This window comes from Rufibacter soli (genome assembly GCF_054781795.1).
In genome coordinates this window covers 2,260,865-2,276,811 of the sequence record NZ_BAAGTS010000002.1, presented here as the reverse complement: position 1 = coordinate 2,276,811, position 15,947 = coordinate 2,260,865, and the positions used below count along the sequence as shown (strand labels likewise).

At 50.3% G+C, this 15,947-nt stretch carries 12 protein-coding genes; 3 read left to right on the top strand and 9 right to left on the bottom strand.

The genetic code is table 11. The features are described from left to right. Position 1 precedes the first annotated feature (1 nt). Positions 2 to 5,260 (bottom strand): PAS domain S-box protein, encoded by a 5,259-nt coding sequence (locus tag ACYVJQ_RS11375; RefSeq protein WP_460893195.1) that lies wholly within the window; start codon positions 5,258 to 5,260, stop codon positions 2 to 4. A 160-nt stretch (positions 5,261 to 5,420) separates the two neighbouring features. Between ACYVJQ_RS11375 and ACYVJQ_RS11370 the strand changes: the two genes are divergently transcribed. Then, a complete protein-coding gene (locus ACYVJQ_RS11370; RefSeq protein WP_460893194.1) occupies positions 5,421 to 6,503 on the top strand; it encodes a glycosyltransferase in 1,083 nt (360 codons plus the stop codon). Between the two features lie 3 nt (positions 6,504 to 6,506). Further along, complete coding sequence (gene miaA / locus ACYVJQ_RS11365) at positions 6,507 to 7,424, top strand: tRNA (adenosine(37)-N6)-dimethylallyltransferase MiaA (RefSeq protein ID WP_460893193.1); 918 nt, start codon at positions 6,507 to 6,509, stop codon at positions 7,422 to 7,424. Between the two features lie 91 nt (positions 7,425 to 7,515). Here the strand turns inward: miaA and pfkA are convergent, their stop codons facing one another. Continuing rightward, positions 7,516 to 8,487 (bottom strand): 6-phosphofructokinase, encoded by a 972-nt coding sequence (pfkA, locus tag ACYVJQ_RS11360; protein WP_460893192.1) that lies wholly within the window; start codon positions 8,485 to 8,487, stop codon positions 7,516 to 7,518. A 305-nt stretch (positions 8,488 to 8,792) separates the two neighbouring features. On the opposite strand from pfkA, the gene ACYVJQ_RS11355 reads away from it, so the two are divergent. Next, on the top strand, positions 8,793 to 9,221 hold the full coding sequence (locus ACYVJQ_RS11355) for a tellurite resistance TerB family protein (RefSeq protein ID WP_460893191.1): 429 nt from the start codon (positions 8,793 to 8,795) through the stop codon (positions 9,219 to 9,221). On the opposite strand, the gene ACYVJQ_RS11350 is transcribed toward ACYVJQ_RS11355, so the two are convergent. The 7 genes from ACYVJQ_RS11350 to ACYVJQ_RS11320 all read right to left on the bottom strand — a co-directional run bounded on the left by ACYVJQ_RS11350 (position 9,218) and on the right by ACYVJQ_RS11320 (position 15,946). Further along, entirely contained in the window at positions 9,218 to 9,877 is a 660-nt protein-coding gene (locus ACYVJQ_RS11350; RefSeq protein ID WP_460893190.1) for a hypothetical protein, read from the bottom strand. The genes ACYVJQ_RS11355 and ACYVJQ_RS11350 overlap by 4 nt on opposite strands. 87 nt (positions 9,878 to 9,964) lie before the next feature. Then, complete coding sequence (locus tag ACYVJQ_RS11345) at positions 9,965 to 11,731, bottom strand: SLC13 family permease (RefSeq protein ID WP_460893189.1); 1,767 nt, start codon at positions 11,729 to 11,731, stop codon at positions 9,965 to 9,967. Between the two features lie 161 nt (positions 11,732 to 11,892). After that, positions 11,893 to 13,086: an aspartate aminotransferase family protein gene (locus ACYVJQ_RS11340; protein ID WP_460893188.1), complete on the bottom strand. Its 1,194-nt coding sequence runs from the start codon at positions 13,084 to 13,086 to the stop codon at positions 11,893 to 11,895. Positions 13,087 to 13,339: 253 nt separating this feature from the next. Continuing rightward, positions 13,340 to 13,798 (bottom strand): hypothetical protein, encoded by a 459-nt coding sequence (locus tag ACYVJQ_RS11335; RefSeq protein ID WP_460893187.1) that lies wholly within the window; start codon positions 13,796 to 13,798, stop codon positions 13,340 to 13,342. A 10-nt stretch (positions 13,799 to 13,808) separates the two neighbouring features. Then, on the bottom strand, positions 13,809 to 14,225 hold the full coding sequence (locus ACYVJQ_RS11330; protein WP_460893186.1) for a hypothetical protein: 417 nt from the start codon (positions 14,223 to 14,225) through the stop codon (positions 13,809 to 13,811). 56 nt (positions 14,226 to 14,281) lie between these two features. Further along, on the bottom strand, positions 14,282 to 14,821 hold the full coding sequence (locus ACYVJQ_RS11325; RefSeq protein WP_460893185.1) for an RNA polymerase sigma factor: 540 nt from the start codon (positions 14,819 to 14,821) through the stop codon (positions 14,282 to 14,284). Positions 14,822 to 14,989: 168 nt separating this feature from the next. Next, on the bottom strand, positions 14,990 to 15,946 hold the full coding sequence (locus ACYVJQ_RS11320) for a transketolase family protein (RefSeq protein WP_460893184.1): 957 nt from the start codon (positions 15,944 to 15,946) through the stop codon (positions 14,990 to 14,992). Position 15,947: the final 1 nt, after the last annotated feature.

Here is a 15,947-nt window from a genome sequence, read left to right as displayed (position 1 = left end):
GTCAGTTAGATAAGATTTTATTTCTATAGTTTGTTCTAAAGTTAGTAAAACTTGACTCTAAATCAGAAAAGGTATTATTTACTAATGCTAATTTACCTTTTAGAATGTCATGTTCCAGCTCCTTGGCAATGGTAGAGACAGAGTCCAAACCAAGGGTAGAGGCTGTACCTTTAATTTGATGCAGTGTACTTAAAATGCCCGTGTAATGTTGTGCAGCCACTTCTTTTCTGGCTTCCTCTAAAAGTTCAGCGGTTTCCTCCTCAAAGTCCACATAAAGTTGCAAGGCAAACTCATCACCACCAATACTGCGTAATTGCTCCACTACGTTCATGTCCAATTGCAATGCGGTTTGGTCTGATTTGGTGGGGCTTACCTCTTTACTTGTAGGTGTGCTTGATTCTACGTTATGGCCATACCACCGTGAAATGCGGTCATAAAGATCAGAGATTTTTACTGGTTTTGAAACATAGTCGTCCAGGCCCTCATTGATGAATTTTTCTGCGTCATCTTTCATGGAGTAGGCGGTCATAGCCACAATAGGCGGGCATTTACTGCCCAAAAGCTTTTTAAGCTCATGCGTGGCCGTGACGCCATCCATCTCCGGCATCTGAATGTCCATAAAGATGAGGTCATACTGGTTTTGGGTGGCTTTATCCAGAGCCTCAAATCCATTAGACGCCACATCTGCCTGGCAACCCATGCGTTCAAGCAGTTTGAGAGCCACTTTCTGGTTGATCTGATTATCATCTACCAGCAGCAGGTAAGGCGAGGGCTCAAAATGCCCCACCTCCTCCAGTTCTTTGGAGGAGATCAGCTGCTCATTGATCTGAGTGATGTTCTCGGCCTCCTGGCACACAATTGTGAACCAGAAGGTGCTGCCTTGCCCAGCCACAGACTCAACGCCAATGCTTCCGCCCAGCAGTTCGCTCAATTGTTTAGAAATGGCCAGACCCAAGCCAGTGCCGCCAAAGGATTTGGAAGAAGAGTTATCTAATTGGGTGAAATTTGTGAAAAGTAATTGAATGTCCTCTTCACTGATCCCAATACCAGAATCCTGTACCCTGAATTCCAGCATGTGTTCGTCTCCTTCGCCGCCTAACCTGTTTACCTGCACGTGCACGCTTCCCTCATTGGTGAACTTGATGGCGTTAGAAGTAAGGTTTGACAATACCTGAAGCAACCTGGTCTCATCTGTGATGATATACCGGGGCGTGTCTTCCGCAATCTCATAGGTGAAGGAGAGGTCTTTCTGGGTGGCGCGGTTGGCAAACAGCGAATGGATTTTCTCCAGGCTGTAGAAAAGGTCAATGCCAGCCAGGTTCAGTTGCAGCTTTCCTGCCTGTATTTTAGACAGATCCAGAATGTCATTGAGGATTTCCAGTAGGGCATCAGAGGATTTGCGCAGGGTGTCAATGTAATCCAGCTGTTCTTCATTGGCCACGGTATGGTGCAACAGGTCAATCATGCCTATGATACCATTCATTGGGGTGCGCAACTCATGGCTCATGTTAGCCAGGAACTGATTTTTCACCTGCAATGAATTCTCAGCCAGTTCTTTGGCTCTGATAAGTTCACGTTGGGTGTCTTTCAACTCTGTGATATCACGGCATACGCCTTCTATGGCAATGGCTTCCTGGTTTTCATTAAAGATCAGGCGGGAGTTGATCAACACCTCAATCTCCTGGTGGTTTTTAGTGCGCAGGGTAGTCTCAAAGTTTCGGACACTGGTCTGCCTGAAAAGCATAGCCAGTAGCTGTTCCCTATCCTGCCCGTGCACATACAAATTGCTGGCGTTCAGGCGCATGGCCTCACTTTGGGAATACCCTAGAACTTCCTGCACTGAAGGGCTTATCAGTTGGAATTCACCATCAAGACCGGTTTTGTAATAAAGGTCCTGGAAAGACTCAAATATCTGCCTGAATTTCTCTTCGTTCACGGCCAGGGCCAGCTGGGAGATTTTCTTTTCGGTGATATCCAGGGCGATAGCGGAAACATCTTCAAAGCTACCGTCTTGGAGGTAGATAGGGTTGAGCAACACTTCGCGCCACTGGCTATCCCCATTCCCTTTGTCCAGCTCAATTTCAAACTGCTGCGGCTCGCCGGCAAAGGCTAGTTCATAGGCGCCCTTGATCAAATGGAAGGTATCCGGTGAAACGTATTTATCAATTAAGGCGCCCAGTTTCATGCCTGGCGCAGCTGCCTGCCCAGACCAGGAGAAGACATCGTTATAGAAATTCTGGTTAAAGGAGGTAAGTTGGAAATTGCGGCTTACAGACCACATTAAATGGTTGCCGCTTTCAAAGATGGCCTTTAACCGGGCGTTCTGGATGGTGATTTGCTCTTCGTTTCGTTTCCGTTCAATGGCCAGGGCTACCTGGTTAGAGATGAAGTGCAGAATCTCAATATCGGTCTTCACGTAGGCCTCCGGGTTTTTGTAGTCCCGTACCGCTATAACGCCTATGATGCGCTCGCCAATGGAAAGCGGGGAGGAGAGCATCACCTCTGGCACAATGCCATTCACCTCAATCTTACCCTCTTCCACTAGCTTCATGAAATCTGCCTTAGAGGCGTAGAGCGGCTTGCCCGTCTTTATCACGTACTCGGTCATGCCCAAAGAGAAAGGCCTGGGCGCAGCAGGAATATTTGAAAGCTGATCTACATAATACACAAAGTTGATGGCGTTTTTCTCTTCATCAAACAGGGCAATGTAGAAGTTATGGGTTTCAATGATCTTACTCAGCTCCCGGTGAATGGCACTGTACAATGATGGCAAGTCTTTCGAGCTGATGGCCAGATTGGCTATGCTGTAATACACCTTCTGCAGACGCTCAGCTTTGATCCGGTCTGTGATATCATGGAGAATGGCCCGGGTAGCAATGGGCTTGCCGTCCTGCCAACTGCAGTTGATACTACCAATTAAGTGAATAGGCTTGCCGCTTTTAGTCAGGAATACCGTTTCTATCTTATTGACATCCTCGCCCTTGTAGAGGTTGCGGAGTTGGTAGATGAGCTTGGCCTTGTAATAGGGGTGCACAATGTCATTGAGGGTAAGGTTCTCAATGTCAAAGTCATTGTAGCCTAGTTTCTCTTTCCAGGCCCGGTTCACGAAGATAAACTTGTTGTCTGTGGAGATGTTCTGGATCAGGTCATGGGCATTGTCAAACAAGTCCTGCAACCGTATCTTGTTGTCTTTGAGGGCCTCCATGGCAATGCGCTTGTCGGTCATGTCCTTACCGACGGCGGTAATACCAATCACCGTTCCTTCAGCGTCCATCTCAAACATGATGTTCCATCGCAGAATCTTCACTGATTTGGACTTGGTGATAAGGTCCCACTCATAGTAGCTGCGCAGGGATTGGGTTTGCAGGGCCTTTCTGATCTCCTGAATGCGGCTGGGGCGCTCCCGCTCTGTCACAAAGAGTTCATAGTAATTCTGGCCAACCACTTCTTCGCGCTTATAGCCGGTGTACTGCAGAAAATAATCGTTCACGTACAGCACGCGCAGATCCAGGTCCATGCTCACGTAGGCCAGGTTCACCTGGCTCAGGAAAGAGCGGAACTGGTGCATAGATTCCCGTAGCACTTCCTGTCTTCTTACCAGCGCCTGGGCTTCCTTGCGGGAGGTGATATCCCGCACAATAGACTGCACAAAAGAAATCCCTTCCAGTTGGATGGAACTGAAACTGATTTCGGTGTCTATGATGTTGCCGTCTGTTTTCTCAATGCGCCACTCCAGGCTGCGGGGTTGCCCGTCGGCTAGGGTTCCTTCAATCATCTGCAGGGACTTCTCAACGGAGGAGGAGTTGTCTGCCTGCAAACCCGGCGAAAAGTCTGCCAGCCGCTTGCCTATGATGTCCTGCTTGTCACAGTCCAGCAGAACCGTGGCCTGGAAGTTGCAGTCCGCGATCTGGGTGTTATTAAGTAGGAAAATGGCATCGTTAGAGGATTCGAAAAGGGTTTTGTATTTGCCCTCAGAGTAATGCAGTTCCTGTTGGAGTTCAAACCTGGATAGAATGGAGTTCAGCTCAAACCCTACTAGGTTGATAAACTCAGTGAGCGTGCTGGTCATGTTCTTGGCATCATCAATCAGGAGAATGATGGTGGCCAGAAAACGTTTGTCTGAGCAGATGGGCATGGCCAGCACCTCACGCTTGTTAAAGAGGTGCTGAAAATTGCGGGAGATACTTAGCAGAGACCGGTTTTTGCTCTTGTTCTCTAACTGGGCCAGGAATTCGGTCTTTAAAGCCAACACGCTTTTCTCCTGTAATAGAATGGAGTTTTCGCCGCGGCTGGTTACCAACTGCACCATGCGGCTGGCCGGCTGGTACACGTATACGCCGCCGCCATTTATATTAGGGTGCTGCAGGAGCGCCTCCATGGTTGCGGAGAGAATGTCTTCGGCGGTTTTAAGGGTAACCAGTTTTGGGGCAAGCTTGCCCATGAATTCCTGTTGTTCCTGCCGCTGCCGGCCTGCTTCCGTGTGGCTTTTGAAGTCCTCCATCGGCTTTGCCGTGCCTAACACCACCTCCTGACCAAAGTACCTTCCGCACCTGAAGGACAACCAAAGCGGGAAGAGGGTGCCATCATTGTCTTTGAACCACCAGTCAAAGCGTTGGGTTTTCCCTTCACAGGCCTTCAGAATACGTTTCCTAAAGGCTATTTTCTCGGAGGGGTTCAGGTCAAAGGCCTCAAAGACACTCTTGCCTAACAGCTGCTGTTTCTCTATCTGAATAAAGCCCAGCGCCTCCTTATTAATGTCTATGAACATGCCGCCCTTGTCCAGAATGAACAAGGGCTCGTTGCTTTCTTCAAACATACTCCGGTAGCTGGACTCAGAGGCGAACATGTCTCCTATTGGCATTATCTCAGCGGAGGCGGCCCGGGCCGCAATGTAAAGCAGATCATGGCCGTCCTGCTTAATCAGGCTGGACTTGAAATATAACAAGTGAGTTTCAGGCAGGTTCTGCTTGGGCTGCAGAAAACCGCTTATATTCTTGCGTTTGCTCAGCAGTTTAATGGTTTTCTCAAAGACGGGCAGATGCTTTTCATCCAGCAGATCTTTGAGGTTGACCTGTTCCGCAGGGTCCTGGCCTTTAAAGAAAACATTTCGGGTCTGCTTGTTCACGGCCAGAATGGTGCCGTCTGGCGTACAGACCAGCATATATTTGCGGCTGCCACTCACGTGTTCCGCTAAATCTATTAACTGCTCGGCCGCCGCAATTTCTGCCTTCCGCTCCTGCGCTGCATTCACTGTTGTCATACCCTGGTTTCTGCTGTTTCTTTGGAGTGCCCTGTAAGTCAAAGAAGGCACTTGGCTGAAAATAATCTAATTTAGCAAAATTATAAGAAATATTGGTTAATCAAACCTTAATCATAGCCAAATACAGGCCCTGAAATATGGCTGGCGAAAGCCTTAAAATATGGGAAAATCCATTGTCTTCACCGTAACTACAGACCTGACCCATGACCAGCGCATGCGCCGCATTGCGGGCACCCTGGCCGCGGCCGGGTATGAGGTGACCCTGCTGGGAAGACAGTTACCCTTTTCCAGACCACTGGAAACTCTTCCTTACCGCCAGTACCGGTTTTCCTGTTTATTTTTAAAAGGCTCGCTCTTCTACCTAGAGTATAACCTGCGGCTTATCATTTGGTTTTTAAGCCATCCCTTTGATACCTATGGCGCGGTGGACGCCGATACCGCCCTGGCCGGAATTTTTACCTCCTGGTGGCGGCAAAAGCCTTTGGTGTATGACGCGCATGAGTTTTTCCAGGAGTTACCAGAGGTGGTGCATCGGCCTTGGGTCAAAAAAATTTGGGCCTTTTTAGAACGGCTGGCGTTTAAAAGAGCCCGCCTGGCCTATACAGTAAGCGCCTCTCTGCAGGAACATTTCCAGCAGAAATACCTTAGGCCGGTGGGCTTAGTCCGGAACATGCCTTTTCGGCAGACGCAGGTTGGGATGGCCCAGAACCCCCCGTATTTTATTTACCAGGGAGCCTTGAATGTGGGCCGGGGACTGGAATGTACCCTGGAGGCCATGCAGCAGGTGCCCGCCCAGCTTTATATTTGCGGCGATGGTCCCTTAAAGGCCCATTTGATAACCTTAAGCCAAAATCTGGGGGTAGAAGAGAAGGTGATTTTCAAAGGAAATGTAGAACCTGCGGCCCTGGTTAGTTTAACAGCCTCAGCGGTAGGAGGAATAATGCTGCTGGAGAACACAGGATTAAGCTATTATTACTCTCTGGCCAATAAGTTTTTTGACTACGTGCAGGCCGGAATTCCCCAGGTGTGCGTTCCTTTTCCGGAATATCTACGGTTGAACGAACAGCATCAGGTGGCCCTCATGGCCCAGCCGGAGGTACAGGAAGTAAAGCAAGCCCTGTTAACTTTGCTGCAAGAACCTGACCTGTATGCGCGTCTGCGGAATAATTGCCTGGCGGCGCGGCATGAGTGGAGTTGGGAAGCCGAAGGACAACGGTTGGTAGATCTTTATGACAAACTTTAGATAATGAGGGAGAAACGCTTTTTAGTGGTGGTGGTAGGCCCAACGGCCGTGGGTAAAACTGATTTCTGCGTGCAGTTGGCCCGGCATTTCTCCACTGAAATTATATCTATGGATTCCCGGCAGTTTTATAGGGAACTGACTATTGGGACGGCCAAACCTACGCAGGAGGAGCAAGGGGGCGTAATGCATCATTTCATTGATTCGCACTCCATTGAAGAGGAGTATAGCGCCGGGGCCTTTGAAGTAGACGCCAAACAACTGCTACAAACCTTGTTTATGAATCACCCGGTGGTAATCGCCACGGGCGGATCTGGGTTATATGTTCGGGCCCTTTGCGAGGGGCTAGATGAAATGCCTGAAGTTCTTCCAGGGGTGAGGGAATCCCTATCACAGCGGCTGGCCCAGGAGGGGCTTGGGCCTCTAGTGGCGCAGCTTCAGGAATTGGACCCAGCCTATGCGGCCCAGGTAGATGTTCAGAATCCCCAACGGGTTATAAGGGCACTAGAGGTTTGCCTAAGTTCCGGGCAGCCCTATTCCTCCTTCCGTACCCGCAGCAAAGGGCAGGAACCCGACTATACCCTTATCAAAATAGGGCTGAACCGGGACCGGCCCGAGCTTTACGACCGCATCAACCAGCGCATGGACCAAATGCTGGAGCAGGGGCTGCTGGAAGAAGTTAAGCGGCTGTTACCTTTCCGTCAACACCAGGCACTGCAGACGGTTGGCTACACGGAGCTGTTCCATTACTTAGACGGACTATACCCATTTGAAGAGGCGGTAAGGCTTTTGAAACGCAATAGCCGCCGCTACGCCAAACGGCAGCTAACCTGGTTCACCAGAGACCCTGAAATTACCTGGTTCCACCCCTCGCAGTTTGAAGAAGTGGTTGCTTTTGTGAAAGCGCAGATGCAGGCAAAGTAGGAGAGGAACCAGCCAAATATAAGAAAAGCCGTTTTAAGCCTGTTTTTCAGAAAACGGGCTTAAAACGGCTTTTAAAGTAAAATGCTTGCTCTTAGTTGCTCAGAATCTGCACCAACTTCAGGAAGCTTTCACTAATTGGTTTTTTCTTGGTGATGGTATCATGGAAAGGAGTGTACACAATCTCCCCATTGATTATGCCCACCATCTCATTGGTGCGGCCGGCCATTAGGCCCTCAACGGCGGCCATGCCCATTTGGCTGCTTAACAGGCGGTCGGCGGCGGTAGGACTGCCTCCGCGTTGCACGTGGCCGATAATGGTTACCTTGGCATCCATCTGTGGCAAAGCCTTCTTCACCTTAGCGGCAATTTCCGTAGCCCCGCCTTCTTCCTCTCCTTCGGCAACGATGATGATGAATGAGGTCTTAGACCGGCGCCAGCCCTGCTGGAGGGTTTCAATTACTTCGGGTAGTGAGGTGATGGTTTCCGGGATCATTACCATCTCGGCCCCGCCGCCAATGGCGCAGGGCATGGCAATGTAACCTGAGTCACGGCCCATCACTTCCACAAAGAATACGCGCTCATGGCTGTCTGCGGTATCCCTTATTTTGTCAATGGCGTCCAGGGCAGTATTCACGGCGGTGTCATACCCAATGGTATAATCAGTGCCGTACAGGTCATTGTCAATGGTGCCAGGGGCACCAATCACCGGAATGCCGTATTCCTCATAAAAGGTTTGGGCGCCAGTAAACGTCCCGTTTCCGCCAATGGCCACAATGCCGTCAATGCCAAACTTAGAGATTTGGTCAAAGGCGCGTTTTCTGCCTTCTGGGGTTTGGAACTCTGGGCTGCGGGCCGATTTGAGGATGGTGCCGCCTTTTTGGATGATATTACTCACGGAATGGGAGAACAACCGGTAGATCTCTCCCTGAATCATGCCATTATAACCGCGGCCTATGCCGTAAACTTCAAGTTTGTGGTAGACTGCTGTCCGCACCACGGCGCGTATACAAGCATTCATACCCGGGGCATCTCCCCCGGACGTAAAAACAGCTATTTTCTTCATGTTGTTTCAAATACGGAGTTGCAAAGTAAGGCATTACCTAAGAGAACTCAAGCATTTAGGAATGAAGTTGGCCTTAAAAAGTATTTAGGGACCGGCCAGCGCGTTCATCAAAAAGAGGCAGTTTCTCTAAAAGTAGTCTCCTGCACTGCTAATTGTAAAAAAATGCGAACCTTTTCAAGTCTTCATGCAGCGTTTATCGCAGAAATCCGTAAATTATGTAGTCTGAACCCGCGGTAATACTTTTTTTGAAGTTATAGTACCTCTGGCAAGAAGATTCTGTCCATCCACCAACGTCATAAACCCCTATGTTTTCTATTTTTGAAAGTGAGGAAACAAAAAGGCTAAAGAGCCACATCGTGAACCTGGGTGCCCTGGCCAAGATTGACGGGCACATTGATGCGGCTGAGATGGAGCACATTATTTCTATAGGCGAAAGGAAAGGCATGCGCCCGCAAGATGTGCGGTCCTTGCTGTCTGACGCTGAAAGCATTAAGCTCACCATGCCCAACAATGACCTGGACCGCTTTGACCAGATCTATGATTTAGTGGAAATGATGCTGGCCGATGGTATTGTGGATGACAGCGAAATGGACTTCTGCATTGACATTGCCACTAAGATGGGCTTTAGAAAAGCAGTGGTGGGAGTATTGATCAAGAAAATTACTACCGGGGTAAAAGATGGCCTGAGCCGTGATGAAATTAAGCAGGAAGCCATCAGTTTTCTGGAGCTTTAGCGCCCTTCGGTTTTAGGACCGGTTCCTGTGGCTGCCTTCTTGAATTTTCCCTGGGCCCACAGGTACACTACCAAGGTATCTTCATTTCCTACTGCCACCGCGTCCTGCGGCATGGTGATTTCCTTCTGTAAGACCTTATCATAATACCGCTCAGACTTTTTGGCCAGTTGCACATAGCGGTTGCTGCGTTTTTTGCCGTCCCTGGCCAATAAGGGGTGTTTCTCCAACAGGTGTACCGTAAAGTCCTCATCGGTTTTGTTTTTCAGAAAGGCATAGATATAAATGGTATCGTCCTCCACAATCTGTATGGCGTAATCCAGCAGGCGGTCCTGGTTAAGATCAGCTTGTAGAAAATAAGGGCCTTGCTCTTCTTTGGGAATACGGGCCAGGTCCTGGTTTGAGAGGGAAGGGAATTGCCAGAGGCCATGGGCACGGTCCAGGTACACTTCAAGCTCTGCCGGTAGCTGCTGTTTAATGTCCAGGGGCAAGCCGGTGCTAGTGTCTGTACCGTCCTGGCGTGCGTTGCTCACCGAATCAGCTACCTGTTCCAGAGCGGCGTTGGCCTTCCTTTTAGGGAGCGCCTTTACTTCCTCCTTGGCCTTCTCTGGGCCGCAGCCAAACAGCAATAGCAGACAGAAAGCAAAAAGTCGGGTCATAGGTAGCCAGTTTACTCAAGTTTACGGAGCCATTAGGGTACTGTTGGGTGCGCAGAGCGTTTTGAGCCTGTTTTTCTAAAAACAGGGTTAAACCTGGTGCAGCGGCCAGAAGATTGGCACTAAGAACAGAATGATGGCAATGAGCAGCAAGGTTAGCCCAGACCCTATTTTAAGAAAATCGCGGAAGGTGTATTTGCCCGGGCCATATACCAGGATGCAGGAAGGCTCAAACGGAGTGACGAGGGACACAGAGGCGGCCAACATAATGGCAATGGCGAACGTGCGAGGGTTGGCGTCTAACTGTACTGCTGTCTGGAGTGCCACCGGAAGCACCACCAGGGCCGCAGCGGCATTAGACATGGGCTGGGTGAGGAAGACCGTAAGCACCACAAAACCCGCCAGAATCACCAGTAGCCCAAAGGGTTGGAGCATTTGTACAATAAAGTCGGCTAGAAACTTATCTGCTCCGGTATTCTCCATGGCCATGCCAAAGGCTGTCATGCCCCCAATCAAAATCAATAATCGCCAGTCAATTACCTGGTAGGCCCGATCTGTGGAAATGCACTTAAACAGAACGCTCAGCACAGCGGCCCCTAAAAAGCAGATAGACAAGGGTAACACGCCCACGCTGCCCAGAATAATGGCCAGGATAAAGAAGCCCAGGGTAAGCAGGCCTTTGCGCTCTTTGAAGAGAATAGGCTTGAATTCATCCAACACGGCCAGGTGCTGGTTCATCTTGAGGTATTCCAGGCGTTCAGCGGAGCCCTGGACCAGCAGAAGGTCTCCCAGTTGCAACTGCACATCGCCAATCTTGGTCCTGATGGTTTCGCCCTGCCGGGATACCGCCAGCACCACTAGGCCAAACCGCCGCAGAAACTCCACCTGCCGGATGGAATGCTTAAGCAAGTCAGACTTGCCCGTAATCAGGATCTCGGCCAACCGAATGTCACCGCCCACCAAGTCTTCCTCCACAATCACATCGGCGAGAATCTGAATCCCTTTGGTTTCCTTTACCTTGATCAGATCCTCTATCTCGCCTTCCACCAACAGCACGTCATTGGTCCTGATGCGGGTGCGGTAATCGGGCAGAAAATTCTCTTTGTTTCTGATGATGTTCAGGATTCGGAAGCCCATTTTGGAAAGGTCTGACGCAAAGGCTATCTGGCCAATAAGGGGGGAGTCTTCCTGTACAATGATCTCGGTGAGATAGGTTTTGATGTTGTATTTGGTGGTAAGCCCTTGGGTAGAGGTCTCTGGGAGCATGCGCCGTCCAATGGTCATCATGTACACCACGCCCACCGCAAAAATGATCAAGCCTATGCCGCTGAACTCAAAGAACCCGAAGGGCTCATATCCGGCCTTGGCCATGTAGCCGCTCACCGCCACGTTGGTAGAGGTACCAATAAGCGTACAGGTGCCGCCCAGAATAGAGGCGTAGGCCAGAGGCATAAGGTATTTGGAGGGGCTGGTTTTCATCTTCTTGGCCACGCCCACAATGGGCGTCACAAAAAGAGCGGTCACTGTGGTGTTGTTCATGAACGCAGATACCAGACCCGGAATCACCATGATGAACAGCAGGAGGGTAAGGGGTTTATGCCCGGTGTGCCGCATAAGCCAGTTCACCAGAAAGTCCAGTACCCCTGTGTCTTCAAGGGCCGCGCTTAACACAAAAATAGAGGCCAGAATGATAATGAAGTCACTGCTAAAGCCGGCAAATGCTTCTTCTGGCGAGATAATCTGCGTACTGGTAAGTACTATAAGAAGAATAAGCGTAACGATATCTACAGAAAGTTTTTCTGAGGCAAACAAGGCGATGGCAGCCAGCAGTAAAAACAAGACAAGGGCAATCTCCATTGGGGAAGCGCAGGTTTAAGATTGGGGAGCGTTTTCTCCTGAATGAAAGGAATTAGACGGTATCAGGAACGCTGGGTAGTAATTGGCCTTTTTACTGAAACAGGAGGTAAAAGGTTGGACATTTGAAAGAAGTCTTTTGGATTAGTTTTGGTAAAAACAGGCTAGAAACGCACTTGTTCCTCAATAGCCCTGAGTACCAGGGCACAGGCTTCCTCAATCTCCTGAAATGTAATGGTAAGGGGAGGGGCAATGCGCATGGAGTTGTCACAGAACAGGAACCAATCTGTGAGTACACCCTTTAAGATAGCACTGTCAATGATGGCCTTCAACACCTCAAATGAGTCAAATTCCACGGCCATCATCAGGCCCAGGTTTCTGATCTCTTTAATGGCCGGGTGGGTCAGCCTTTCTTTAAATAGGGCCGCCTTGGCCGGTACCTGATCCAGGAGCCCTTCTTCCTGAATTACCTGCAGGGTGGCCAGGGAAGCCGCACAGGAAACCGGGTGGCCGCCAAAAGTAGTGATATGGCCCAACATGGGGTCATTTTTAAGCGAGTGCATAATTTCCTGCCGGGAAATGAACGCCCCAATGGGCATACCGCCGCCCATGCCCTTGGCGCAGGTAAGGATGTCTGGCACGATGCCAAATTGCTCAAAGGCCCAGAAGGTGCCCGTACGCCCGAAACCGCTCTGTATCTCATCCAGAATCAACAAGGCGCCCACTTCTGTGCAACGGGCGCGCAGGGCCTGCAGGTATTCCTGGTCTGGCACTCGTACCCCGGCCTCGCCTTGCACGGTCTCCAGAATGACCGCCGCGGTACGGGAAGTAATCTGATTTAAGTCTGCTGTGTTATTATGCTGAATATGGCGTACGTCTGGAAGCAACGGCCGGAAGGCACGCTTGAAATTCTCTGAGCCGTTCAGTGAAAGGGCACCTTGGGTGGAACCGTGGTAAGCATTGTTGAAGGCAATCAACTCGGTGCGGCCCGTGAACCGTTTGGCCACCTTGCAGGCGCCCTCCACCGCCTCACTCCCCGAGGAGACAAAGTACACATTATCCAAGCCGGCGGGCAGGGTTTGGGCCAAGGCGTGGGCAAGTTGGGCGGGCGGAGCCTGTACAATCTCGCCGTACACCATTAAATGCAGGTATTTCTCTAACTGGTCCTGGATGGCTTTGATGACCCTGGGATGCCGGTGACCAACGTTGCTCACGCCAATGCCCGAGATCAGATCCAGGTAGCGCTCCTCGTTGGGTCCGTGCATATAAATCCCTTCGGCGCGCTCCACCTCTAAAAGCAAAGGGAAATCTGTGGTTTGGGCTTGGTGCTGCAGGAAAAGTTGGCGGGGTGATAACATAGGTGCATGTGGTAATTGAGCTGTAAAGGTACGCAGAAAGCCTTTACCTACTACTTCCAGGCCTGTGCCTGGAATGGGGGAGGACAGGTAACCCAAAAGGATGATGCTTTTCTGTGTTGCCTGCCTAAGGTCTTGGATAACCTGCCGGCTGAAAAAGTGAGGAAGCGTTTTAAGCCCGTTTTTTGAAAAGTAGCCCTAAAACAAAAAAGGAGGCAAATGCCCCCCTCTCCGTACAAACAATTAAACCTAATCTTTACTTGCTGGCCGTTTGCAGACGCTCCAGCAAAAGTTTGGTGAATTCGCGCTCAGCGCGATAAAAGAGCGCCAATTGCCGGGGGCTTATTACCCGCAGGTATTTATCCATGTATTCCTTCTCAATATTGAGCTCTGCCTGGCGGTAGTTTAACCGGCTTTCAAGGCCCTCCTGAATTTGCTCATCGGTTAATTTGCTGAGGTTCTCTTCCTTGAAATGACGGCTTTTTGACCTGATCTGGTCTTTGCGGTCCTGGTATTCCTGGTAAAGGGGCCAGAACCGGTGGGCCTGCTCAGCGCTCAGCGTAACTTTATCTGTGATGAAGGCAATCTTGGCGGTCTCAATCTTCTCAATTCTGGCTTTGCGCTCTTCGGGGGTTTCTTTTTTCTGGGTCTGGGCCATCGCCAAGGTCCCACAAAGCAGAAACGCCAACAAAAATAGAATTCGGGGTATTTGCATTCCTTTGGGGTTATTTGTACTCATATTCCTCTACTAATTCTCTTGTGTTTTCATCACTGATGTCACTGGTTCTTACGTCCAGGAACTCCAGGGGCTGGCGGGGTTTCACGGCCGGTACGTCGGCCAGGTCTGCCGTTTCCAGGTCTGTGTGGTTGACCAGGTACTGGTAAATATCTTTCTGTGACAGGTTGGCCATCACCTCTTGGGTAGAAGGCTCGGGCGCCAAATAGTTGGAAACCAGAAAAGAAAGCACAAAAACCAATCCCAACGCTCCCCCGGCCAACGCCGTCTTAAACTGCCAGTACCAGGCCACCGGTAAGGCAGGCCGCTTAGAGGCATAGGCCGTACGCTGCATAATGCGCGTAGGCAACTCCTCAAAATAGCGGTCCGGCACAGTAAAGCCCGGGTCCTTAGGTAATTGTTCCATTTTTAACTCCTCATTCATATCTATCAACCAGTTAGATGTGATTTACCTATAGTGGTTTAATCTTTTTTCAAATATTCTTCAATTTTCTTTACCGCAATGTGGTAAGAGGCCTTCAAAGCGCCCACTGACGTGCCCAGAATCTCAGAGATTTCCTCATACTTCAACTCATCAAAGTATTTCATGTTAAAGACCAGGCGCTGTTTGTCTGGTAGCTTAAGGAGGGCCTTCTGCAGTTTCAGTTGAATCTCATCACCGGAAAGGGAGTCTGTGGAATCCAGTTTTTCGGCCAGCTCAGCGGCCACGTCATGGATAGGAAGGAAGAACCGCTTTTTTTTGGAACTCAGGAAATTGAGGCATTCATTGGTGGCGATACGGTAGATCCAGGTGTAGAGTTGAGAATCCTTCCGGAAGCCGTCAAGGTGGGTCCAGACTTTCACGAACACCTCCTGGGTCAGGTCATCGGCATCGTCATGGTCAATCACCATTTTGCGCACGTGCCAGTATACCTTCTGCTGATACTTGCGCACCAACTGATTAAAGGCCAGGTTTCTGGAGTCTGGGTGGTGAAATTTCTCTAATATCTCTTTGTCTTCCAAAGGGAACCTGCGCCGTTTGTTTCAGTGATTATAATTGCCCGGCTGAATTTAGCAATTATGTCCGTTTTCTGCCCGTTTTTCTAAAAACAGGTCCGAAACGGGAAAACAAAAAAACGGGGCCGACTTTAAGAAAAGACGGGCCCCGTTCCATTATTTTACGGACAGAAACTACTTTTTGCGGGAGATAGCCCGCTTGGCGGCTTCTACTATGCTTTGCTCATTAAGGCCGTATTTCTCCATCAGTTGTTCTGGGGTACCGCTTTCCCCGAAGGTGTCATCCACGCCCACCAACTCCAGGGGCAAAGGCATTTTCTGGGCCAGCAGACGAGCCACTGATTCGCCTAAGCCACCGTTCAACTGGTGCTCTTCGGCGGTTACCACGCAGCCGGTTTTCTCGGCAGAGGCCAGGATGGCCTGAGCGTCTAAAGGCTTAATGGTGTGGATGTTGATGATCTCGGCGTCAATGCCTTGTTCCGCCAACAGTTTGCCGGCCAGGATAGCCTTCCAAACCAGGTGACCGGTCGCCAGAATAGTCACGTCTTTGCCTTCATTGAGCATCAAGGCTTTGCCAATTTCAAACTTCTGGTCTGCCGGGGTAAAGTTAGGTACCACCGGGCGCCCGAAGCGCAGGTAAACCGGGCCTTCATGCTCGGCAATGGCCAACGTGGCGGCTTTGGTCTGGTTGTAATCACAAGGGTTGATCACGGTCATGTGCGGCAGCATTTTCATCATGCCCACATCTTCCAGAATCTGGTGCGTAGCGCCATCTTCGCCCAATGTTAAACCGGCGTGTGACGCGCATATTTTCACGTTCTTGCCGGAATAGGCAACTGACTGACGGATCTGGTCATACACGCGGCCGGTAGAGAAGTTGGCGAAGGTACCCGTGAACGGGATTTTGCCGCCAATGGTCATACCGGCAGCCAGACCAATCATGTTGGCTTCGGCAATGCCCACCTGGAAGAAACGCTCCGGAAACTCTTTCTGGAAATCGCCCATCTTCAGGGAGCCTATCAAATCGGCGCAAAGCGCCACTACATTGGGGTTGGTACGGCCAAGCTCTAACAGGCCGGCCCCGAAACCGGAACGGGTATCTTTTGATTCTGAGTAAGGGAAGTCCTTCATC